This window comes from Mycobacterium sp. WUMAC-067 (assembly GCF_020217485.1).
Classification (GTDB): Bacteria; Actinomycetota; Actinomycetes; order Mycobacteriales; family Mycobacteriaceae; genus Mycobacterium.
This window is the reverse complement of the sequence record NZ_JAEKMI010000016.1, coordinates 96,379-117,460: the sequence shown is the minus strand read 5'-3', so window position 1 is coordinate 117,460 and position 21,082 is coordinate 96,379. Positions and strand designations below refer to the sequence as shown.

Below are 21,082 nucleotides of genomic sequence, written 5' to 3'. Positions count from 1 at the left end.
GCTGAATCGAATACTGAGGGTTACCAGTAACAGTTGGCATATGTGCACACCGACACTTGACGTAGGCATACTGTCGCAGAATACTTGGCGGTATGGCAATCCCCCGCCTCGTCGAGTTGATCGACAGGTATCGGGCCGCCCACGGCGTTAGCGAATCCGAGGTGGCCCGCCGGATTGGCATGTCTCGTGAGAATCTGCGCAAGTGGCGGATTAACGGCGTCAGCCGCCTCCCGGACCGCGAGAATCTGGCGGCCGTCGCCCGCGTGATCGGCAAGCCCTATCGCGAGGTCGTTTCTGCGGCTCTCTTCGACACCGGGTACCTCACCGACGACCAGGCGTCCACACCGCGGCCTCACGATGAGGTCCTCCACGACGCGATCAGCGTGCTTACCGAGGCAACCCGGCTGACCAATCAACCGATGCGACAAGGGCCGTCAGGCCAATGGGAGATCGATCCCGATCCACGCGCCGCGCTGCGCATCGACTGGGCCGCCTTCGTAACGCTGGCCCTGGCGGGCGCGGCGGCCAACGTTGGGAGTATCGAGGAAGCTTTGGCAGGCCGGCCAGGCTCGTGGGAGGCCGAAATGGTGCGGCGCACACTCCAAGCCACGGTCTTTGACGACAAAGACTTACTGCGCCATCGCACCGAGCCGGTCGTGGTCGATCTCTGGGTGGAAAGCATTCTTGCCCAGATCGACGACGGCAGCGACGACGCCTATGCCGACGCACAACTCGAACTCGATGCCCGCGCCGACGCCATTCCTGAGCCCGCCGACCTGCCGCCGGGCCCCTTCTCCCCCAACGACCCTCGCATCGCAGCCGCGGACTGGGTGGACGTGGACGACAACGGCTACCTGGTCATCACCCACGATGGCTGGACCGGCGATGCTGACGACGTGGCTCTGCTCTCCGAGCTCTCAGCGGAGGCCGAGGCCTCCCGCGATCCAACCCCCGGCGGGATCGCCTATGAGCAGGCCATGCAGTCGATCGCTGCCTTGGTCGACGCGCTCAATGAGCAGCAGAAACGCGAATACACCGAGTACGCGGCCCGGCTCACCGAGGCCATCCACGCGCAGCTCGCGGCCCTAGAGCTGACGGTACCGCTGTCGATCACCGTCACCCTTGCCCCCGGGAACTGGGCTCACGAGGACTTCGACAAGCACGCACCGTCGACGTACTCCAGTAGCGCCATCGAGGGCGCCATCGAAAGCGCCGTCATGGCGACCCCCACCCCCGCAGCCCTTCCCGGCAGTCCCCTCGAACGGCTCGAAGCAAGTCGGAAAGGTCAGTAACAACAATGAGCGAGGTTCTTCTTCACCACGTCGAGTGCGTGCCCGGTGCAACTGCTCAACAGCGCCCCGACATCGGCCACAGTGCTGGCCAGCCTGCCCGGCCCTGACGGCGCCGCCCAGCTATGCGTTCAGCTGGCGACACCCGTTAAGCACCGCCTCCCTGCGACCGCGTCGGACGCCGACTACCCGCCGGGCCAACTCGGCCGAGACGCACACGGGCCATTCCTGTGGATCTACTACGCGGCTTTGCATCCCCGCGTGCCTGGGACCGACCTTGCCAAGCCTGCCCTCGATCTCCCCATCGACGTCTCCTACATCCTCGACCCCAGCATCGGCCAGGCTGACGTTCTCGACGCCACGAAGATGGTGTGGGTCGCCACCGCGTTCCTAACCCTCGATCCACCGATGAATCGCCTGTTCGGAGGGTGTTGATGTAAGGAAAGTGCCCTTTGAGCTGGGATGATTGGAGTTACCACACTTCGATCAGCCCACGTTCAGAAAGGCGCTTCCGGTGCAAGTGTCCCATAGGTTCGCCGTGTCGTCGGCGGTCTTCGATGATGCACATCTCGTGTCGTGCGCCGGGCTGGTGCCGGTGATGACCCTGGCCGACCAGACCGGTCTGTCGCAGCTATTGGCCGACAAGATCCGGTTCACCTGTGAGCGGATCCGTTCGGCCGCGGCCCATCCGTCACCGAAGCTGACCACGCTGATCGCCGGGATGTGCGCCGGCGCGGACAGCATTGATGACCTAGACGTTGTGCGCTCGGGTGGGATGAAGACCCTCTTCGGTGGTGTGTACGCCCCGTCGACGATCGGAACCTTATTGCGGGAGTTCACCTTCGGGCATGCCCGCCAGCTCGAATCTGTCCTGCGCGAACACCTGGCCGCGCTGTGCGGGCGTGTCGATCTGTTGCCCGGCGCCGACGGACGGGCGTTCATCGACATCGACTCACTACTACGCCCGGTCTACGGGCACGCCAAGCAGGGCGCCAGCTACGGACACACCAAGATCGCCGGCAGGCAGATCCTGCGCAAAGGCCTCTCACCGTTGATCACCACGATCAGCACCGACCACGGTGCGCCGGTGATCGCCGGGGCGAGGTTGCGGGCGGGCAAGGCCAACTCCGGCAAGGGCGCAGCCCGCACACCGCAGCACGGCCGCTGGCCATCCAACGGCTCGCCGCCGGGCTGGTGGCCATCACCCATGGCCTCGACCGCGCCCACATCGGCGCCATCTGCGACGCACTGACCGCCGCCGGCATTGATCCCGCGGTGTGGTCCGCCCACGCGGTGAACGACAAGCTCAACACCGACATGCGCGTCCGCGGAGGAACCTGGCCCGATCACATCGCCAACCCTGGTGCGTTCCTGCACAGCCGGTTACGACGATTGTCTTGGACACCACCGGAGCCTGCGAGAAATGCCGGCGGCTGCGCCGCCGCCAGCATCGACCCGACGCCGACACCTGTCGTGCTGACCGACGCCTCGCGAGCCCGGATTGCGGCCGCCCAACAAGAAATCCGACAAGTGCTCCACGACCGCGCTCAGCGCACTCTCACAAGGACGCGCGTCAACAGCACGTCCGACGGGCAATCACCAGCACCAACACCCTGGCTGGGCGCCAGCCAAGCTGGAGACGACCTCCAGCGGGTACGTTCACGCGTCCGGCAGCCCGGGTAACGGCCACCCACGATCAATGGTGAACCCGCCGTCACCGACGACGTGCTCACCGGTGACCAGCCAACGCACCACCGCGATTGCACCTGACCCGCCGTGATCGGACAACACACGCGTCACCGCCGACTCCACCGCGCTCACGCCCATCAGTGCCTCACCGCGAACATCACCGACGCCCCTGGACGTGTCGTGAACGGCGTGCAGTGATGCGCTCCCGCCACCGTCTCACCAACCACATCTCGACTAGCTCCACCGCCACGTCGCCCTGCGTTGCCCAGTCACCCAACAGCTCGCAGTACCGCAAATAGTGAGCCCAGGTGAACCGGGCTGCGACCGGCTCACCGACCCACCCCAGATGAACCAACGACGCGACAGCTTGTTGGTCGAGCAGCTGCGGCCCCACCACGGCGCTCGGAGCAGTCGAGGCGGGCACACCGCCGGTCGTCAAGGACGTGTGATGGGTGGCCCACAGGTACAGCGAGACCACGCTAGACATCCCAGGACCGTAAGTTGTCAAGCGGCCTTGGCGTCGGGGGTGGTTTGGCGGTGTGCCCAGGCTTTGTGCTCGTCGTAGGCGGTGTGGTGGCGCAGGCAGCCGTGCAGGATGCCGACGAGGCGGTTACCGAGGGCACGTAGGGCTTGGTGGTGGGTATCGCCGGCGGCGCGGTGCTGGTCATAGAACGCGCGGGCACCGGGACTGTTGGTCAGGGCGCAGAAGGCCCATTGGTCGATGGCGTCATAGAGTCGGCGGTTGCGGATGTGGCGGGCGAGCACGGCGCGCTTTTTGCCCGACGCGACGGTTAGCGGTGAGGTTCCGGCGTAGTTTTTGCGAGACTTGGTATCGGTGTATCTGTTCGGGTCGTCCCCGAACTCACCGAGCACCCGGGCGCCGAGGATGACACCGAGTCCTGGCAGGGAGAGGTAGATGTCGGCGTCCGGGTGTGCCTCAAAATGTGTTGCCAACTGGGCCTCGAGATCGGCGATCTGATGGTTGAGCTCGGCGATGATGGCGACCGCAGCGCGGGTGCTCGCCCCGAATGCGGCGGTGACCGCGGGCGCGGCGGCGAGCTGCTCGACGCGCAGCGCGGTCTGAATCTCTAGGGCCCTGGCATCGAGGTTGCGTTGTCGCCCCGCGGCTTTGAGTGCCGATCGGATCTTGGAGATGCTCAAACGGGCGGCCTCGGCCGGGGTGGGAGCGCGACCCAGGATGGCCAGGGCATCGCGGTCAGACAGCGAGTCGAAGGCCTCCAACGCGCCCGGGTAGTACTCCCGCAACGCACTGCGCAGCGTGTTGGTGTTGCGGTTGCGCGCCCAGATCAGGTTCTGATGCGCCCGGGCCAGCACCTTGACCGCCTCCACGTCGGGGCTGTCCCCGGCGATCGGGCGGTGGTTGTGGCGGTCGGTGCGCACCAGATCGGCCAACAGTTTGGCGTCGGCGGCATCGGACTTCGCGCCTGAGACCTGGTGGCGGTCGCGGTAGCGGGCCACCGCGAGCGGGTTGACCGAGAACACCTGGTAGCCGGCTGCGGCCAGCGCTTGTACCCACAGGCCGCGGTCGGTTTCGATGCCGATCACCACCTGGGTGGGTTCCTCGGCGTGGGTGGCCACCAGTTCGTGGAACCCACCGACCCCGGCAAGTCCCTCCGGGAGCCGACGCGAGGCCAGTGTGGTCCCGTCGGCGCTCATCAAATGGATGTCGTGGTGGTCCTCGGCCCAATCGTCTCCAACGAAGATCGTCAACTCGCCTCCCTGCTCGATGGGGGTGAAACCTGTTCGAGCCGAAGGCCACCCGGCGGCAACCTAATGGATCAGTGCTCGCATCGGCACGACACCCCATCAGCGCTATAGGCGACCTCACCAACCGGCCGGGGCACGATCTAGCGCTAGGAATCGAACTGCATTCCAGGCCGACACAGTGCTCACCGACCAGCGGCTCGGTGACCAGCGTCCCCTCAACAGATCGCTATCGGGTGAAAACTCGCTGATCGACTCCCATTAGGCCCGACACCGGACACGCAGGGCCACCCGGACCACCGCCGTGCAGACGCGGCGTCCGGTATCGCCTGCCAAGGAGTCTGTCGGCATGCCAACAGCACGGCGGTGACCGCATCCCGCTCGCCACCAGACGATGCGAAGGTGCGGACGTCGGGAAAGCACCGCCGCCGGTCACGGCCGGGGTGCCCCGACAGCCACGCCGCAGCGCGATACAGCACGCCCAGATCCACCGACCCACCATTACGTGACGTGTCGGCGTCCACGCCGCCATCGACGTTCCCGATGAGATCCGCACGGCGCAGATAGCCGACGCCATGATCGGTGGGCAGGCCGTCGACATCGCGGCCGACGATCCGGGTGGGGATCGCGTGCCGAGCCAGACGGGCATTCCACCACTCCAGATCCACCTCGGCCATGTCATCGCACACACTCACCCCGACGTCCTGGCCACGACACCACGCCACACACTCCGCCGGCACCACCAGGTCCCCACCGTCGTCCACCCGTCAATGCTCACACCCACCACCGACACACCCCCGAAGACGTCTGGCACATTGGCACAACGTGCACGCCGGTCGCGGTCGCGTCCGGGAGCCCAACACCGGCCGGTCACCCGCGCCCTCGCTCCGCCACCCTCCACCGCTGCTCACAAGCCCATTCGTGTCCGTTCGAACCGGTCCACCGTGTCCTTGCCACCCCGTCCCCGGCCTGACCGTCTGCTGCCGCCCATCCCCGTCCACGCCACGGGCCTTCCCGAGCTCACCGCCGAACCACACACCTCTTGCATTCAGGTCACAAATTGGTAACGGCTGTCGTATAACTCCCCGGCCGGCCTTTGGCTCAGACCCGGGTGATGACGCAGTGATGGGCTTGCACAAATTAAGCGCGGGCGACGGGTACATGTACCTGATTCGCCAGGTCGCTGCGTCCGACGACACCCACCGCGGCAAATCGAGCCTGGCCGACTACTACAGCGAAAAAGGCGAAACCCCCGGTCGCTGGCTGGGCAGCGGCCTGCCCGGTCTCGGTGAACCCGCAGGCCGCGACGCTACCGATCCGATGGTCGCCGAGCTGTGGTCGGTCCCCGAAGGCTCCGAGGTCACCGAGGACCAGATGAAGGCCCTCTTCGGTGAAGGCCTGCACCCCAACGCCGACCGAATCACCGAGCGGCTCACCGGATTCGGACTCGGGCACAACGGTGCCATCGCCGCCGCTCGACTGGGCCGGCCGTTCCGCGTCAACAAGACCGACAACGAATGGATGCGCCGCCTTCGAGAGGGCTACGCCGACTTCAACGCCACCCTCGGCCGCGACCGTCAAGCCTCCCTCGAACCCGACGAACGTGCCCGCATCAAAACAGCGGTCGCCCGTGAAATGTTCGCCGACCAGTACGGTCGCCCACCGGCCGACGAGCGAGAACTGACCGGCTTCATCGCCCGCAAATCCCGCGCTCAAACCCAAGCCGTCGCCGGCTACGACCTCACGTTCACCCCGGTCAAGTCGGTGTCGGTGCTGTGGGCTGTGGCGCCCCGGGAAATCTCGGAAACCATCCTCGCCGCGCACCACCAAGCCGTTGCCGACGCCCTCGCATTCCTGGAAGAACACGCAGCGTTTTCCCGCATGGGAGCCAACGGAATCGCCCAGGTCGACACCACCGGATTCATCGCCGCCGCGTTCGATCACCGAGACTCCCGCGCCGGAGATCCCAACCTGCACACCCACGTCGCGATCAGCAACAAGGTGCGGGTCATCGGGGCCGACGGAATTCCGCGCTGGCTTGCGCTGGACGGCGACCCCCTGCACAAGGCCACCGTCGCCGCCTCCGAGCTCTACAACACCCGACTCGAGGCCCACCTCATGGCCGCACTCGGTGTGCAGTTCGCCGAAACCCGCGCCAAGAACGACAAACGGCCGGTGCGCGAAATCGACGGAATCCCGGTCGAACTCATCGAGCGCTGGTCAGCCCGCCGCGCCGCGATCGAGCACCGTGTCGCAGACCTGGCGAAGGCCTTCCAGGTCGAGCACGGCCGTGAGCCCAGCGCCGTGGAAATGCTCGCGCTGTCCCAACAGGCCACCCTCGACACCCGGCAGGCCAAACATGAGCCGCGCAGCCTTGGCGAGCAGCGGCAGACGTGGCGAACCGAGGCCATCGAACTCATCGGCAGCCACCGCAAACTGGCCCGGCTGATCACCGACGTCACCCACCGCGCGCGGCCCCGCCGCCAGCCCGCCATCACCTCCGAATGGGTTGCCGAACAAGCCGAAGCAGTCATCGACCGGGTCTCACACGACCGGGCCGAATGGGGCATCAACCATGTCCGGGCCGAGGCTCAGCGGGTACTGCGGGGCACCGACCGCCACGGCGATCCCGAGATCCTCAAGCGGATCGTCAACCATGCGCTTGGCGCCTGCAGCATCACCATCACCACCCACGCCGACACCGAGATGAACGAACCCACGGTGCTGCGCCGCCGCGATGGCGTCTCGGTCTATACCCGCCACGATTCGACCCGCTACACCAGCGAAGCCATCCGGGCCGCCGAACGACGCATCCTGGCCGCGGCCGAACAGCGTGGCGGCCGTGTCGCAGACGACACCAGCATCGGTTTGGCGATGCTCGAACAGCACGCCCAAAGCGGCTTGCAGCTCAACGAAGCCCAGCAAGCATTGGTGCGCGGCATGGCCACTTCCGGGGCCCGGCTGCAACTGGCGCTTGCCCCCGCCGGCACCGGGAAAACCACCGCCATGTCCGTTCTCGCTGCCGCGTGGATCAACAGCGGCGGCAACGTCATCGGCCTGGCGCCAACCGCGGCGGCTGCCGAAGTCTTGGCCGAAGACGCCAACATCACCACCGACACCATGGCCAAATTCGTTCAACTGGCCGCCCCCACCGATCACCCCGTGGCGGCCAACGACCCGGCACTCAAGTGGTTCAACACCATTGGTCCCGACACCCTGTTGATCGTCGACGAAGCGGGTATGGCCTCCACCTTCGACCTCGACGAAATGATCACCCACGCGCTCGCACGAGGTGCCAGCGTGCGCCTCGTCGGCGACGATCAACAGCTGGCGTCGATCTCGGCCGGCGGCGTCATCACCGACCTGTCCACCCGCCCCGAAACCCTCACGCTCTCCACGGTGGTGCGCTTCCGCGACCCCGCCCAAAGCGCAGCCAGCCTGGCCATCCGCGACGGCGATCCTGCCGGCATCGCCTACTACATCGACCACGGCCGCGTTCACGTCGGAGCTGACCAAACAGCCGCCGACATGGCCTACCAAGCGTGGGCCGACGACATCAAAGCCGGACACCGCAGTGTCCTGTTGGCACCCACCAACGACCTGGTCGCCGAACTCAACGAACGCGCCCGACTCGACCGGTTGCGCAATGCCAATGCCAAGCCCTCACGGACCGTCACGCTGGCTGACGGGCTGACCGCATCGGCCGGGGACTGGATCATCACCCGCAAGAACGCCCGCTGGCTGCGACTGCCCAACGGCGCCTGGATCAAGAACGGCCACCGCTACGAAATTCGCTCCGTACACCGTGACGGATCGATCACCGTCGCGCGCCTGGGCGCCGACCGGCGGGCCAAGACGATACGGCTTCCCGCCGACTACGTAACGGCCAACACCACCCTCGGCTACGCCTCCACCATCAACGCTGCCCAGGGCCTCACCGCAGGCACCCAGAAGATCAAAGGCACCTGCCATATCGTGGCCACCGATCACCTGACCCGCCAGCAGCTCTACGTCGCCGGCACCCGAGCCCGCGACGAAAACCACTTCTATTTCTCGACATCCGAAGCTGACCCGCACCGCATCCTCGCGCCCAAAGCCACCCACCCCCCGACCGCCGTCGACATCCTCTCGACGATCCTTCGCCGCGACGGCCGCCAGGTCTCGGCCACCACCGCCGCCCAAGCCGAACTCGACCCGTTCGGCCGGCTCTACGGCGCGGCAAGCATGTACGCCGACGCCCTCACCGCGGCCGCCGAAGTTCTCGCCGGGCCGGCCACCATGGCCCGCATCGACCAGGCCGCCACCGCCATCGTCGGTGACATCACCGACGCTGAAGCCTGGCCCGTCCTGCGGCGCAACCTAGCCCTGCTCGCCCTCGACGGACACGACCCCGTCGCCGCACTGCAGCACGCCGCAGCCAAGCCGCTAGGTGACACCGCCGACGTCGCCGCGGTCCTCGACTGGCGCCTGCCCACCCCCGAAGGCTCCGCAGCCGCCAATGTCGGGCCGCTGCGCTGGCTGCCGGCCATCCCGACTGCCGTCCAACACAACCCGCAATGGGCCGAATACCTCGGCGGCCGAGCGCGACTCGTGACCGAACTGGCCGACCAGATCCGCGATACCGCACGCGAGTGGACCCCGGCCGCCACGCCGTCCTGGGCGCGGCCACTGCTCAACGGACAACCCCAGTTGATGGCCGAAATCGCGGTGTTCCGCGCCGCCCACGATGTCGATCCCGCCGACACGCGGATCACCGGTCGCGAGCAACACGCGAACCGCTCCGCGGCCTTCCAGCAGCTTCTGCACAGCCGCGTCGACGCCGCGATCCTGCACAGCCAAGACAGCGTCTCGCGCTGGCGCACCATGGCCGCGATGCTCAACCCGCACATTCCCAACGACCCCTACTGGCCGCGGCTGGCCGCCCACATCGACGACGCGGCCCGGGCCGGCGCCGACGTCGCGGGAATGCTCGCCTCCGCGATGGCCGCCCACGGTCCGCTACCAGACGAACTGCCCGCAGCGGCCCTGTGGTGGCGACTGTCAGGCACCCTGGCCCCGCCGACACTGGAACGCTCGAACCCCCGCCTGCGTCCTGACTGGACCCCAGAACTGCACCATCTGCTCGGGTCCGAGCTCGCCGAAACCGTCATCGCAGACCCGGCGTGGCCCGGGCTCATCGCCGCCGTCACCGCATCCGATTGGCCACCGGCAGACCTGCTGGCAGCGGCCAGTGAACATCTGCGCGAGATCGCCGAAACCGAAGGCGGCCTCCGCCCCGATGAATACGCCCGTCTGCTCACCACCCGCATCGAACTGCTCATGCACGCCGCGACGGTCGACACCGACATTCCGCATCCCGCCGAATGGGCAACCTCCGCTGCCGGCAGCCAGCTCGATCTGCTCGCCGAGCCGTCCCCCGAAGAAGCCGCCTACGCCGACCAGGACGCGCCCCCGGATCCCGCCGACTATGCCTACGGATACGCCGAAGACGACCTTGGCGACTGGGATTTCGAGGATCTGCTGCCCTACCGGCCCGCCCCCACCCGGCCCGCCGACATCCTCGCGCTGCGCATCGCTCGCGATCGCGCACGCGACCGCGTCAACGAGCTGCAGCACGCCATCCTGCACACCGGTGGAGGGCCCGCCGAACAAGCCCTCGCCGCCGAGCTCGCCGAACTGGTCCGGCGCCGCGACGAACAGCGGCCCTATGCCCACGCCTACACCCACGCTCACGCCGACTGGGTTCGCTCCGAGCACACCAGCGAAAGCCACCACCGCCTGCTCGCCACCATCGACGAGCAGATCACCACCGCCCAACGCGACAACAAGACCGAACTCGCCGCGGTCCTCACCGAACACCGCGCCGAACTCGCCCGACACACACCGGCGGTCGCCGTCGCGCTCGCCGATGCCGCCCACCAGCGCGACACTACTCAGGAGGCCTTGATGAACATCGCCGGCGGACCCTCAGGCGTGGTCACCGAACACGACATTCAGCAGCGCCGCAGCGCCGCCATGCGCGCTGACGCCGAACAGCTGCGCCAAGCTCGCATCGAGGCCACCGACCTCGACAACCAACTCATGCGCGCCGAGCTCGCCGCCGCCCGCGTATTCGGCACCCGACCCGGCATGGACTACGACCTTGTCGCTGACCTTCCCGCACTGCGCCGCGAAGTCGACATGCTCGACGAGGCCGGCGTCCGCAGCCCCGCCGCCATGTACGGCACACGCGAAGCCGACCTCGACCTGCTCGACAAGCCCACGGCCGCGGCCGTCACCGACATCGCAGGCAGCGCCCAAACCGTCCAACCCCTCCACTTGGGCGCCAACGCCGACAAGTCCGCAGTCCTCGGCGCCTTGGCCACGACCGCGCTGCGCAACCAGCACCGCATCCTGGCCATCCCGGCCAGCGAGAACGCCGAAACCTATGCAGGACAACACCGCTACGCCGACACCACCGCCAACCCCGACCAAGCGATCGAGCGGCTCGACAACGGGCAATGGAAACTGCCCACCGGCACCCTGCTCGTCGTCGACGACGCCGACCAACTCAACCCCCACCAGCTGCGCGCGCTCACCAAGGCGGCCGGCGACGCCAACGCCAAACTGCTCCTGGTCACCAGCGCCGACAACCAGCGCGAAGCCAGCCTCACCGACATGCTCAACAACCAACTGCCATGGTCACACCGGCTTGCGGACCCGGCAGAGCGTCCCGCGCGTACCGCGCTCGATCGGGTCGAACACCACCTCGCCAGCACCACCGCCGCCGGCGAGGCGGCGCAAGAAGCCAACGACCTGCTCACCCGTCGCGACGAGCTGGGCCGCACCTACCACGACATCACCCACTACCGGGCCCGCGCTCTCGACGCCGATCGCGATCGCAGCCGCGGCACTGACGTCGGCCTCGGCCTCTAATCAGTCCCGAGCAGCTGTAGCTCCCAGCGGACCATGTCGAGCGCCGTCATCACTGCCGGATCATCGGGATCCACACCCTCGCCGATCAAAGCCAGCCGTTCCTCCAACTCCATGACCGTTTAGACGTCGCCGACTGCTGTCCGGTTCCCTTACATCCCGGCCGCGGCCGGATTGCTGGACGGGGACCGACCGGGCAGCGGCGGCACGTAGAGCGGGTGCAGGGTCAACATCTGTCGACGAAAGCGGCGATGTCCGGATCCCGACTGATTCTGAATGTCGATGTGCTGGGTCTCGACCTGGATGATGCCCTCTTTCCGCAGATTGCGGATCCCTGCCAGGCGGGTGTCTTCAGACAGTCCATGTCGCTCGCTGAACCCCTTGGGGGAGAACCACACTGGAGGGGCCGCCGGTGTGCGGATTCCCTCGCCAGGTGGGTGCTCCATGCCGTCCGGGCGATGGTGGTACGACAGCACGATCAGGTACATCGCCAGGCCCGGGCCGCTGAGCTTCGCGATCGCGCCGGTCGTCCACAGCTGCTCGGGTACCCGAAAGTACGACCCGTTCTTGCCGTCGGGTCGCAGATACGGTTCACCCGGGCGGGCCAGGTCGTCGAGTAGGGCAACATCGTTGGCCATTCCCGGTTCTCCCGGCTCGATCGCGATGAACCCTCTCCGGGCGAGTTCCTGCAAATTGGCGGCGACGGTGCGAGGCCCCTTCACCGGATCGTCGATACCGATCAAATCCGCCCAAAAGCTCGCGGGTCGCTGAGACGTATAGGGCGGAGTGGAGCTGACCCACCACAAGCTCAGCAGCAGCGCCAACCGCGTGCGGCCGCCACGTCCACCGCCAGCCCCTCCCCGAGCTGCTCGCATCACGGTTTCGAGCGGGGTTGGACTGTCACTCTCACGTGTCACAAAAGATCGGCGCACGGGAGCGCCGCGGTGTAGGCCTCGTTCCGCAAATCTTTGCGAGGTCTCAAGCCATGCCGTCTGGTGACCAAGCTGTTGAGTCATCGGCTACCACCTGCCATTTTCCGTTCGAAGACCCGCAGCACTTGGTCAGGTAATTACATAGTACCGGGTGCTACCGTAGGGGTATACCGGGTGCAAGCGACATTTGATACTTGGCAGCCTAGGTCAAAGCCTCCGAATTGCAGTAACGTTCATGGCGCACCGGCCCACCACACGGATTTGCTCAGCACTTGGCAACCGCACAGTGGGCCCGCTCGCGCCAGCGGTCGCCGCCGCCCCCGGTTTGGGCGTCGGGAAAGGAAGGCAGCTGGCCTTGCGAAAAAAGGTGCCGACACCCCCGGGCTCCCCCCGGGGGTTCGTCGTATCTATGCCTTTACTGCTGTAGGGCGGCGATAAGAATGAGTGCGTTGATGACGGCGATGATCAGGGCGGCGGTGGCCGCGACATCGTATTGCGTCGTCACCGCCCGGCTGTGGCTGTGGCGGCGCTTGAAGATGCCGGCGCGCAGACGTTGGCAGCGGGCACTGCCGTCGTTGATCCATGCCGAACATTGATAGGTCCACTGCACCGCCAGCGCGATCGGCACACCGATGGCGATCGCGCCCAGGGCCAGAAGCCAGAGGCGGTCCTCAACGATCCAGGCCAAGAAGATCCAAGCAATAAAGTCCGCGCCGGCCACCGATCCTGTCTGGCGGGCCATTTGGTCGGCCGACGTCAAGAGACCGTTGGCACTGCCTCTCGATCGGGCAGTGCCTCGTGAGCGAGAGGTGAGCGCCGGAGCTGTCGGAGTGTTCACCCGCCATGCCTGTGTGCCGTGCACAGGGCAAGCCGCTTTCGCGGCAGCACTCTTGTGACCCTTGACCGGTGCTGTGCACTTCCGCATAACCAATGCTAAGCAGCTCGCAGTGCGCTACCTGGTCCAGAACTATGTGGGTTTCCGTAGATCCGGTTGCGCATAGCTACCGTCCGCCGACAACAGCGGCCTGAAGTTCCCATCGAGGAACGACCGCTTCAACGCCGCCAGACTCCAGCCGAGGAAATGCGATAGCGGCACCAACGCCAGCAAGCCGACCTCAGAACGGGGAACCGCCGCCACCGGACCACGATCGGTGGCCGTCAGGATCTGGTAGCCCGGGTTCGTATCGTCGAGTTCATACCCTGCGGCTAATGATTTTTCGTCCCAACGGAGTTCGATAAAAGGAAGGTCCACCTCAGCGCGGATATCGTCACCGAACATTCCGAACAGGTAGCGCTCGAGAACCTCGATCTCCGCCACGAACAGCACCAACTGCTCATCGCCCAGTTCATCGACTTCGACGAGCTCCACACGACCCGTCGACGGCCGGCGGATCACGTATCGAATCGGCGCGTCGACCTCCGACCTGAACTCGACAATGCCGGCGGCGTCGTCAGTGCGATGAATGAAGCCAGCGGTGCGTGCCCACCCCAAGCAATCAGGGCTGAGGACTACCGCACCGGTCACGGTCGCCCACCGTAACCGTCTGACAGTTGACCCTCTTCACCGGACAACCGACGTGGTGCGGGTGCCGTGTTGTCGTCAGCACATGGGCGACGGCAAATCCGGCATGTCCTCGTCCGTACGCCAGTTCCACACCGGCAGTCCGGCGATCAAGGAGATCTCGTCCCCATCCGCATCACCGGCAGGACGGTCGATGAACGCGGCGATCGCCGGAGCGGTGTCGGTGAAAATCAAGGACGCCATCGGGGCCGCGCTGCTGTTATACGACAGCATTTTGCGGAACGAGCGCTCCTCGCTAATCGCGGTGCTGAGCAGAGTCCGATCAGCGTCGCCCGTGAAAGGCAGCCAATTGCGATCCGTTGTCATCAGCGACAGTTGATCGACGTTCGCGTATCCCGCCCGAGAAACCGAGAAGGTGCAGATCGCCAACAGCCGAACATCGCCAGCTTCGGCCATCTGCCAGAGCTCCAGTTCGGTGGCGAATCGTTTAGCGAGCTTGCGGTACAGGTCTTCATTGAGAAACCAGGGGTGTCCAGGCTGGTGCCGCACCTGCATTTTGAACCCATGGCCGGCCGGCTCGATCGCCTTGACCTCGCCCACCCCGATCAATAATTTCGTTGCCTTTCCTGGCTGAGGTCGTGCTGGAGCCCACGCCTTGATCCGACGCTGCTCGATGCCGGTCTTGTGATCGGCCGAGAACGGTTCGGGCACAAACAAAGACGCGGCCAGTGGATCCTTACGCACCAGCTTTCCGTCCACGGCCGCCCGCAGACGTCGGTAGACAACCGCCCAGGAGCGATGGCCGGCGAAACGCGCATGCCAACTCGTCAGCTCCGCCTCGTCCCACAAGTAGTGCAGCACACCCAGAAGCGACAACTTGTTCCCGTGGGTCTGCACCGTGTCTGACGGGGAACCGGAAGGTTCAGGAGCAGCCCGATTTGCGGACTTCGACAGTGAAAAACCCAACCGCAAAGCCGTTGTGCCATCGTCCGGATTGTCGACGATTGACTGCTCGGCGACCGCTCCGTAGCCCGAAAGCTCACCCGGGGGCAGCCAGGATCGACACCGATGGTCATGCGCAACTGCAGTTCCGGGCATCCGCTTGACGATGAGATCATGTCCGGAGGCCGCGATGTACATCTCCACGCCCGGCGACTGACACAAGCACAGCGGCCGCAACCGCGCAGCTCTCGCTCGACTAAGAGTCTCCTGGGCCGCCGGTGTGTGCACATCGTCAATCCGGCAGCCGGCAACCTGAAACACGGATTGCATTGTCATGGCCAGCGCTCCTGTTCTTGTTGAGGGCAGGTCGTCAGATGACCGGTGCGGACAAAAGGTTCGCGATCAGTCCCACGATTCCGGCGGCGACCTGGCCGATCATCCACACCGCGCCGAGCAGCGCAGCCAGTAAACCGCTGAGCCACGGTCCTTTTCGGGCATTCTTTGTCGCCATCATGCAGTCTCCCTTGTCTTTCGGCTGGTTTCTTGAGGAGCGATGCCGACGGCTCCAGCCCGCTCCCAATGCGTTCGGACTGATCCCTCAACCCGAACCCGCTCGACCAGGCCGAGCCGTTCCAATGTCAGCAGGGCCCGGTAGACCTGCTCGGCCACCAGCACTACACCGGCCATCGTGTTGACCTGCTCGCGGACCTCGGTCGTGCTCAGAGACCCCGGGGTCGAGTGCACGACGTCGAGAATCGCAGCCTGCCGGGCATTCAGCGTTTGGCCGCCCATCATGCTTCACTTCGCGCCACGGCATGTAGATGACGTTCAGCAAGTCGATTCCAGAAACTGTCCCGCGGCCGCGACTCCGGCTCGTCCAGGACGCTCTTGATCGCTCGGTCATAGATCGCGAGAAACTTCGACCATTCCGGGATCTCGGTCACCACGCCGGCTGTCCCCTTGCGTACCAGTCGGGCATGTTCGGTGTTTGGCGGGAGCAGTCGGCGGTACTCCAGTGTGCTGCCCAGATGCGAGGACAGCGTTTTGTGGCCGGAGACCTGATCGAATGTCTCCTGGCGCCGAGTGGTCTGCCCTTCCCATTCCTCGGCCCGCTGCAAGATCTCCATCTCCGGTGCGCCGAACATGATCAACGCCGACGGGAAAGTGTCGCGGAGCTCCTTCATATAGGCGGTGCCGTACACCGTTTCCAACTGGGAGCTGGCCTGCACAGCCAGCACGAGATTCGCGCCGAGCCCTCGGCCCTCACTGATGTAGCGGCGAAGAGCCGGCATCGGAGCGGTATTGGCAGCCTCGTCGATCACGATCAGCATTCGGTGCCGCATCTCCTTGCGCGACGTCTTGGCGCGACACACCCGCACGAGGTGGTCAATCAATGTCACCGCGGCGCCGGCGATCGAGCCTTCAGCCGGCGTGAGGACATACAGCGTGGACGTCGGATCCTCCAGGATCGACTCATCGAACGCCGGAGGGAGATTCCCGCGCAGTTGCAGACGCATCCACGGCGTCACCGACTTTCGCATCGTCAACGCGATGCTGTCGCGCTGCTTGGGATCCATCACCAACGTCGCCATCAGCGCATCCCTGAACAGCGGAATATCGGCCACGATGTCGGCGGCATGCTCCCAGCCAGGATCGGTCGACTTCTGCTGTCCCTGCTTAGTCAATCGAGTGTTGTTGACAGCCAGCAGAACCCACCCGATCCCCGCCTTGTTTCCACGCGGTGACGCGGCGTACAGCATCGCCGCCAGCGGAGTCTCAGTATTCGACTCCCAGATCCCCGCATCGCTGACCTGGTCTGCGCCCGAACCCATGCCCACCGCCGACATCTGCATCATCGTGTTCGCGATCGTCACGGCCTGATCCGGTGTGCCGATGAGCTTGGTCGGATCGAACGACAGCAGGTCGATGTCGGGATAGGCGGCGTCGTAGTCGGGACGAAAGTCGATCAACGCGCTCGGACCGTAACGCCGCTGCATGACCAGCTGCATCAGATCGTCTTTCGGACTCACTACAACCGCAGGCCCCGTCCACAAGACGGCGGCCGGAGCCAAGATCCGACGCGTTTTGCCGGTCTCGGTCGGCGCTGAGACCAGCACGTGAGCAGCTGATTCCGCGACCGTACGGCGGTTGGTCTCCTCGTCGTACAAGAACCCGCAATACGGCGTCGGCGGCGGTTTATAGGCCATCGCGATCTCGCTTGATCGGAGTGCGCTCCCCTACCGGTTGGCGCGAACGGGTGCGAAACACGCTCGGCAACATTTCGATCTCCGCGTGGAAACCGAAGTCAGCTTCGTCGTGCTCCTGGGGTGGCCGCATCGGCCACCAGTCGCGCGAACCGTCAACAGCCAGCCAGCCCTCCAAGATTCCGTACACGCCGGCCGCCAGCAGCGCGGCCGGAACTTGGGCGACAATCCATGGCACAACCACCGTCGAGGCGAAGGTTCCGCTCCCGGAATAGACCAGCCAGTAGATGACCGGCAATGGAAGACCGACCGCCACCGCACTCCACATGAACGCCGCGATCGGATACGACCTCAGGTTCTCCGGGATTAGCTGGACGGTGAACGAGTAGACGCCGCGGCCAACAGCCCAGCCGATCGGTGCGAACACCGCGGCGGTCAGAACAATCACCCAGTCCACCGCTGCATAAATGGTTTCCGGGGACCGCGCCCACATCGGATGAATAATGTCATCGTCGGCAGGATCAACCCGTGCACCGGTATTTTCCTGTGCACGGTCGCGAATTTGACGAGCAAGAATTTCCGCTCGCCTTTTCTGAAATATGAACGTGTGTTGATGCCGTGCAATCCACTTTCGGCGGACCTCGTCGAACCGATCAGTGGGCGCCGGCATCAGCGGCCTCCTGGCGGGGTGCTTGATCATCAGGATAGAACCCGCGCAGCTGTTCAGCGACACCCATCAGAAAGTCACGCAACTCTGCTGCGGTACGTCCGACGGCAACCCTCTCAGACACCGCCACCGCGGCATCAACACGGGTTTTCACGGTCTCTACCTGGTCTGACAGTCGAATAGTCGGCTCGCCCCCATCAAGGGTGATCCTGCAGGACTCTTCCTCCCACCCCACGGCAAGCTCCAGGCGATGCATGACCCGCTCATCCATTTCACGGTTGAGCCGGGACGCCTTGTACAGGGTCGACGGCGACGGGCCACCGTGCGCGAAGAGATCATCACGAGTCCAGCCCAACTGCACCAGTCTGCGCTGGATAAAAAACATCAGCCGGGCCGGTCCGTCCTGCGGTATTGCTCTCACAACGCAGAACGTAGCAATTACTCATCGCGTTTAGCGACAGCTATCGCAAAACTGCATTACCACCCCTTAGCCTCAGCGTGAACTCACTAGGAGACCCCATGCGTACGATTCTCGGCATCGCGATCGGCACCATCGCGTTCTGGCTGGCAATGCTGGCCACCGCCGTCGCCTACATCCTCGAACACATCTTTGCTATCGGCGTGGCAACCGCACTCGTGATCACCGCGTTCCTTGCCAACCGGCTGCTCGATCGGCGCCGCGGTACTCGGCCGCCGCTGCCCGCGTTGACGCCGGCCCCGCGCCGCCACCGGCCGGCCGCCGTCACGGTCGGCCGCCCGGCCGGTGCCCAACCCGCACCAAACGCTCACATCCGAAAGGTCCTCCGATGACCCGCCCCGACAACGCCACGCACGACGGACCGGCATGGTCGGCAACCCAGGAGTGGCTTGCCGATCTCGACCGAGATCCCGACGACACCGGGTACGACAACGAATCTGACTACAACCCAGAGGATTACGAACCCAGCGACGGGCCGGACTATGACGATCCCGACGGCGAAAGCTCCGCAGCGGCACGCGACCCCGAGGACATCGAGAACTACGAGCTCGCCCCACCTGCCGATGACGAGAACGACAGCGATGACCAGGTTGTGCCGTTCGTCGACGACGCCGATATCTACGACACCGGGGGCAGCGACGACACGGCCGGTTCTCCCGAAACCGTAGACGCCCCAGCGTCGGCGCCTCGTTTCAACAAACCGCTGGCCATCGGCTTCGTCGCGTTCGTAGCCGTCACCACGATCGCGGTGACCAGCGTTCTGCTCGGCATGAAGAACGGCCCGGAGGTCGAGAGTGAGCAGTCCGAGGCCGTCACGAAAATCACGGCCGCACCGGCTGAGCCCTCACCGCCCCCGCCTGGTTCCAGCGGAGGACCCGCAGGCATCCCCTTCACCGCGAGCGCACCGGGATGCCTGCCCGGTTCCACTGCAGCTCAAGCCGTGGCCAGCGGCGACCCCACCCAAGCCTGGGTCTGTGTCCGAGGCGGCGTCGACGGCCAGGTTCTCACCATTGAGCTCGGCCGGACCATGGCCGTCACCGCCATTCGCATCACCCCGGGCTGGGTGGGTACGGACGCATCCGGATCCGACCAGTGGCTGCAGCACCGCGTGGTGTCCCGCGTGTCATGGATCCTGACCGACCACGGCAACAAACCGACAGTCGTTCCTCAGCGCACAGGAAACGTCCACGGCGAAGCGCCCCAGGCGATGCCCGGGCAAGGTGTCCTGGCCTCCACGATCACCATGATCGTCCAGGAAACCTCGCGTCCCCCCGCCGACGCTCCCGCGGCCGACCAGGGCCCCGCAGCGCCCGGCCCGGGCGGACTGCTCGACGACGTTCTTGGGGCTCCGCTGGGCACGCCACCGGAGTCATCGACCGCCCCTCTTCCTGGCTTCCCGGGAATGTCGGGAGGCCAGGCCGAAACCGACCCAGTCGACAACACATTCGCCGTGTCCTCGATCACCGTCGAAGGCCACCAACCCATTCCCTCCTGACCAAAGGAAGGCGCCACAACCAATGCCCACTAAGACCTGGCAACGTCGCATCGACACCACCGGCGGCTGGATCGGCCGCGCATTCTTCATCGCGGCCGTCGCGTCCTGCTCCATCGTCGCGCTCTCCACGATCTGGGGATGGATCTTCGACCACCCCATCGACGTGCACGGCCCGGCTCGCAAGGAAGTCAACCGCACCGAGCTAGTCGGCAATTTCGCACGCCAATGCGTCGAGAAAGCGCTGACCGTCACCAACACCCAACGCGCATCGCTCCAATCCTGCTGGGCCAACCAGGATCAGCAGCAACCCTTGCCGACAAACCCCGGCGCCGTCATCAGCTCGCCCGGTGTAGCCGCGGTAACACTCGAGGACGACCTCGGCTACGCCCAGCAATGGAGCGTCATCGTCTCAGTGTCCGAGCGTCCCTACGCCGCGGCGCCGGCGGCCGAGAAGTGCTACCGCATCCCTGTCCTCTACAGCAGCTACGGCCTGCAGGCCACCAGTCGGCCAGGCAAAGCCGACTGCGCCGGTGCCGGTGCCACTCTGCCGCTGGGTTACCCCACCACGTTGTCGAACAGGTCACCGGTATTCCACACGCTGACGGGGTTTTTCGAGAGCTATCTGACCAACACCGGTGGCCTGGACCGCTACATCACCGAGAAATCCGGGCTCGTCGCGGTTCCCGACTATCGCTCCGCTCGCGACGGCGGACCGGCACCCCGGATCGTGAAACTTCAGTCCACCCGCGCTGTCCCCGACGACGCAATGCCAGCCGACGGGACCACCATCCACGTGTTCGCCACCGTCGACTCCGTCACCCGCCAATTCTCGCCACGACGCGAGGACTACGCCCTCAGCCTCACCGTCATCAGCGGCCGCTGGATGGTCGCCGGCATCGACTACGCCCCACAACTCGCGTCACAGGCCGAACTCACCCCTGTAGTCCCCGCACCCACGAAAGGACAGTCCTAATGTTCACGATCTCTTCGGGATTCTGGTCGCAAGCAGCTGATGCTCTGTCCGACCACTGGTGGATCTATCTGCTCATTGGTGGTGCGACGGTCTGGGCCGCCATCGCCCGTTCCCGCGCACTTCTGTTGTTCTCGATGTTCCTGCTCTTCGTCGTGATGACGGTGCAGGTCGTTGCCCTGGCTAGCGACTTCGAAGCCGGGCTCGACGCCCACGCATCTGCAAGTACTTCATCGCTGTTGCCCAAGCAGTAAACC

General features: G+C 65.5%; 20 protein-coding genes and 1 pseudogene. 8 read left to right on the top strand and 13 right to left on the bottom strand.

What is annotated here, in order from left to right; all coding sequences use genetic code 11:
• Window positions 1-92: 92 nt before the first annotated feature.
• From JF781_RS13930 to JF781_RS13920, 3 genes and pseudogenes are all read left to right on the top strand, one after another.
• A complete protein-coding gene (locus tag JF781_RS13930) occupies window positions 93-1,292 on the top strand; it encodes a helix-turn-helix transcriptional regulator (protein WP_043416424.1) in 1,200 nt (399 codons plus the stop codon).
• Window positions 1,293-1,337: 45 nt separating this feature from the next.
• A complete protein-coding gene (locus JF781_RS13925; RefSeq protein ID WP_225330063.1) occupies window positions 1,338-1,724 on the top strand; it encodes a hypothetical protein in 387 nt (128 codons plus the stop codon).
• Between the two features lie 79 nt (window positions 1,725-1,803).
• A pseudogene (locus JF781_RS13920) lies at window positions 1,804-2,436 on the top strand (IS1380 family transposase); the annotation flags it as partial.
• A 512-nt stretch (window positions 2,437-2,948) separates the two neighbouring features.
• Here JF781_RS13920 and JF781_RS13915 read toward each other — a convergent pair.
• From JF781_RS13915 to JF781_RS13900, 4 genes are all read right to left on the bottom strand, one after another.
• The gene (locus JF781_RS13915) at window positions 2,949-3,110 is read right to left on the bottom strand and encodes a hypothetical protein (protein WP_225330062.1); all 162 of its coding nucleotides are present in this window, start codon (window positions 3,108-3,110) and stop codon (window positions 2,949-2,951) included.
• 25 nt (window positions 3,111-3,135) lie between these two features.
• Window positions 3,136-3,465 (bottom strand): hypothetical protein, encoded by a 330-nt coding sequence (locus JF781_RS13910; protein WP_225330061.1) that lies wholly within the window; start codon window positions 3,463-3,465, stop codon window positions 3,136-3,138.
• 17 nt (window positions 3,466-3,482) lie between these two features.
• Window positions 3,483-4,709, bottom strand: coding sequence for an IS110 family transposase (locus JF781_RS13905; RefSeq protein WP_225341255.1), 1,227 nt, complete (start codon window positions 4,707-4,709; stop codon window positions 3,483-3,485).
• 212 nt (window positions 4,710-4,921) lie between these two features.
• Window positions 4,922-5,467, bottom strand: a complete 546-nt coding sequence (locus JF781_RS13900; protein WP_048896585.1) for a hypothetical protein — start codon at window positions 5,465-5,467, stop codon at window positions 4,922-4,924.
• 361 nt (window positions 5,468-5,828) lie between these two features.
• Between JF781_RS13900 and mobF the strand changes: the two genes are divergently transcribed.
• On the top strand, window positions 5,829-11,618 hold the full coding sequence (gene mobF, locus JF781_RS13895) for a MobF family relaxase (protein WP_225330059.1): 5,790 nt from the start codon (window positions 5,829-5,831) through the stop codon (window positions 11,616-11,618).
• A gap of 149 nt (window positions 11,619-11,767) precedes the next feature.
• Here mobF and JF781_RS13890 read toward each other — a convergent pair whose 3' ends face one another.
• The 9 genes from JF781_RS13890 to JF781_RS13850 all read right to left on the bottom strand — a co-directional run bounded on the left by JF781_RS13890 (window position 11,768) and on the right by JF781_RS13850 (window position 18,267).
• Window positions 11,768-12,337, bottom strand: coding sequence for a hypothetical protein (locus tag JF781_RS13890; RefSeq protein ID WP_225330058.1), 570 nt, complete (start codon window positions 12,335-12,337; stop codon window positions 11,768-11,770).
• Window positions 12,338-12,962: 625 nt separating this feature from the next.
• A complete protein-coding gene (locus JF781_RS13885) occupies window positions 12,963-13,307 on the bottom strand; it encodes a hypothetical protein (RefSeq protein ID WP_225330057.1) in 345 nt (114 codons plus the stop codon).
• A gap of 207 nt (window positions 13,308-13,514) precedes the next feature.
• On the bottom strand, window positions 13,515-14,072 hold the full coding sequence (locus tag JF781_RS13880; protein WP_225330056.1) for an Imm61 family immunity protein: 558 nt from the start codon (window positions 14,070-14,072) through the stop codon (window positions 13,515-13,517).
• A 75-nt stretch (window positions 14,073-14,147) separates the two neighbouring features.
• Entirely contained in the window at window positions 14,148-15,341 is a 1,194-nt protein-coding gene (locus JF781_RS13875; protein WP_225330064.1) for a DUF1173 family protein, read from the bottom strand.
• A gap of 40 nt (window positions 15,342-15,381) precedes the next feature.
• Window positions 15,382-15,525: a hypothetical protein gene (locus JF781_RS13870; RefSeq protein ID WP_225330055.1), complete on the bottom strand. Its 144-nt coding sequence runs from the start codon at window positions 15,523-15,525 to the stop codon at window positions 15,382-15,384.
• Window positions 15,522-15,806, bottom strand: a complete 285-nt coding sequence (locus JF781_RS13865; RefSeq protein WP_225330054.1) for a hypothetical protein — start codon at window positions 15,804-15,806, stop codon at window positions 15,522-15,524. Before JF781_RS13865 ends, JF781_RS13870 begins: the two co-directional genes overlap by 4 nt.
• Window positions 15,803-17,179: a type IV secretory system conjugative DNA transfer family protein gene (locus JF781_RS13860; RefSeq protein WP_225341254.1), complete on the bottom strand. Its 1,377-nt coding sequence runs from the start codon at window positions 17,177-17,179 to the stop codon at window positions 15,803-15,805. Before JF781_RS13860 ends, JF781_RS13865 begins: the two co-directional genes overlap by 4 nt.
• A 28-nt stretch (window positions 17,180-17,207) precedes the next feature.
• The gene (locus tag JF781_RS13855; RefSeq protein WP_225330052.1) at window positions 17,208-17,885 is read right to left on the bottom strand and encodes a hypothetical protein; all 678 of its coding nucleotides are present in this window, start codon (window positions 17,883-17,885) and stop codon (window positions 17,208-17,210) included.
• Entirely contained in the window at window positions 17,869-18,267 is a 399-nt protein-coding gene (locus JF781_RS13850; protein WP_225330051.1) for a hypothetical protein, read from the bottom strand. The genes JF781_RS13855 and JF781_RS13850 overlap by 17 nt, the downstream gene beginning before the upstream one ends.
• A 134-nt stretch (window positions 18,268-18,401) precedes the next feature.
• On the opposite strand from JF781_RS13850, the gene JF781_RS13845 reads away from it, so the two are divergent.
• Genes JF781_RS13845 through JF781_RS13830 form a run of 4 tightly spaced genes read left to right on the top strand, consistent with a single transcriptional unit; the run spans window position 18,402 to window position 21,079 of the window.
• Window positions 18,402-18,692, top strand: coding sequence for a hypothetical protein (locus JF781_RS13845; RefSeq protein ID WP_225330050.1), 291 nt, complete (start codon window positions 18,402-18,404; stop codon window positions 18,690-18,692).
• Entirely contained in the window at window positions 18,689-19,855 is a 1,167-nt protein-coding gene (locus tag JF781_RS13840; protein ID WP_225341253.1) for a hypothetical protein, read from the top strand. Before JF781_RS13845 ends, JF781_RS13840 begins: the two co-directional genes overlap by 4 nt.
• A 22-nt stretch (window positions 19,856-19,877) precedes the next feature.
• Window positions 19,878-20,828, top strand: a complete 951-nt coding sequence (locus JF781_RS13835; protein ID WP_225341252.1) for a conjugal transfer protein — start codon at window positions 19,878-19,880, stop codon at window positions 20,826-20,828.
• Window positions 20,828-21,079, top strand: coding sequence for a hypothetical protein (locus JF781_RS13830; RefSeq protein ID WP_225341251.1), 252 nt, complete (start codon window positions 20,828-20,830; stop codon window positions 21,077-21,079). Before JF781_RS13835 ends, JF781_RS13830 begins: the two co-directional genes overlap by 1 nt.
• Window positions 21,080-21,082 lie beyond the last annotated feature (3 nt).

Excerpts from the sequence above, each read along its gene's own strand:
- JF781_RS13930 (WP_043416424.1), top strand. The coding sequence starts at position 93 with ATGGCAATCCCCCGCCTCGTCGAGTTGATCGACAGGTATCGGGCCGCC.
- JF781_RS13910 (WP_225330061.1), bottom strand. The coding sequence starts at position 3,465 with ATGTCTAGCGTGGTCTCGCTGTACCTGTGGGCCACCCATCACACGTCC.
- mobF (WP_225330059.1), top strand. The coding sequence starts at position 5,829 with ATGGGCTTGCACAAATTAAGCGCGGGCGACGGGTACATGTACCTGATT.
- JF781_RS13875 (WP_225330064.1), bottom strand. The coding sequence starts at position 15,341 with ATGCAATCCGTGTTTCAGGTTGCCGGCTGCCGGATTGACGATGTGCAC.
- JF781_RS13870 (WP_225330055.1), bottom strand. The coding sequence starts at position 15,525 with ATGATGGCGACAAAGAATGCCCGAAAAGGACCGTGGCTCAGCGGTTTA.
- JF781_RS13865 (WP_225330054.1), bottom strand. The coding sequence starts at position 15,806 with ATGATGGGCGGCCAAACGCTGAATGCCCGGCAGGCTGCGATTCTCGAC.
- JF781_RS13855 (WP_225330052.1), bottom strand. The coding sequence starts at position 17,885 with ATGCCGGCGCCCACTGATCGGTTCGACGAGGTCCGCCGAAAGTGGATT.
- JF781_RS13850 (WP_225330051.1), bottom strand. The coding sequence starts at position 18,267 with ATGTTTTTTATCCAGCGCAGACTGGTGCAGTTGGGCTGGACTCGTGAT.
- JF781_RS13845 (WP_225330050.1), top strand. The coding sequence starts at position 18,402 with ATGCGTACGATTCTCGGCATCGCGATCGGCACCATCGCGTTCTGGCTG.
- JF781_RS13840 (WP_225341253.1), top strand. The coding sequence starts at position 18,689 with ATGACCCGCCCCGACAACGCCACGCACGACGGACCGGCATGGTCGGCA.
- JF781_RS13835 (WP_225341252.1), top strand. The coding sequence starts at position 19,878 with ATGCCCACTAAGACCTGGCAACGTCGCATCGACACCACCGGCGGCTGG.
- JF781_RS13830 (WP_225341251.1), top strand. The coding sequence starts at position 20,828 with ATGTTCACGATCTCTTCGGGATTCTGGTCGCAAGCAGCTGATGCTCTG.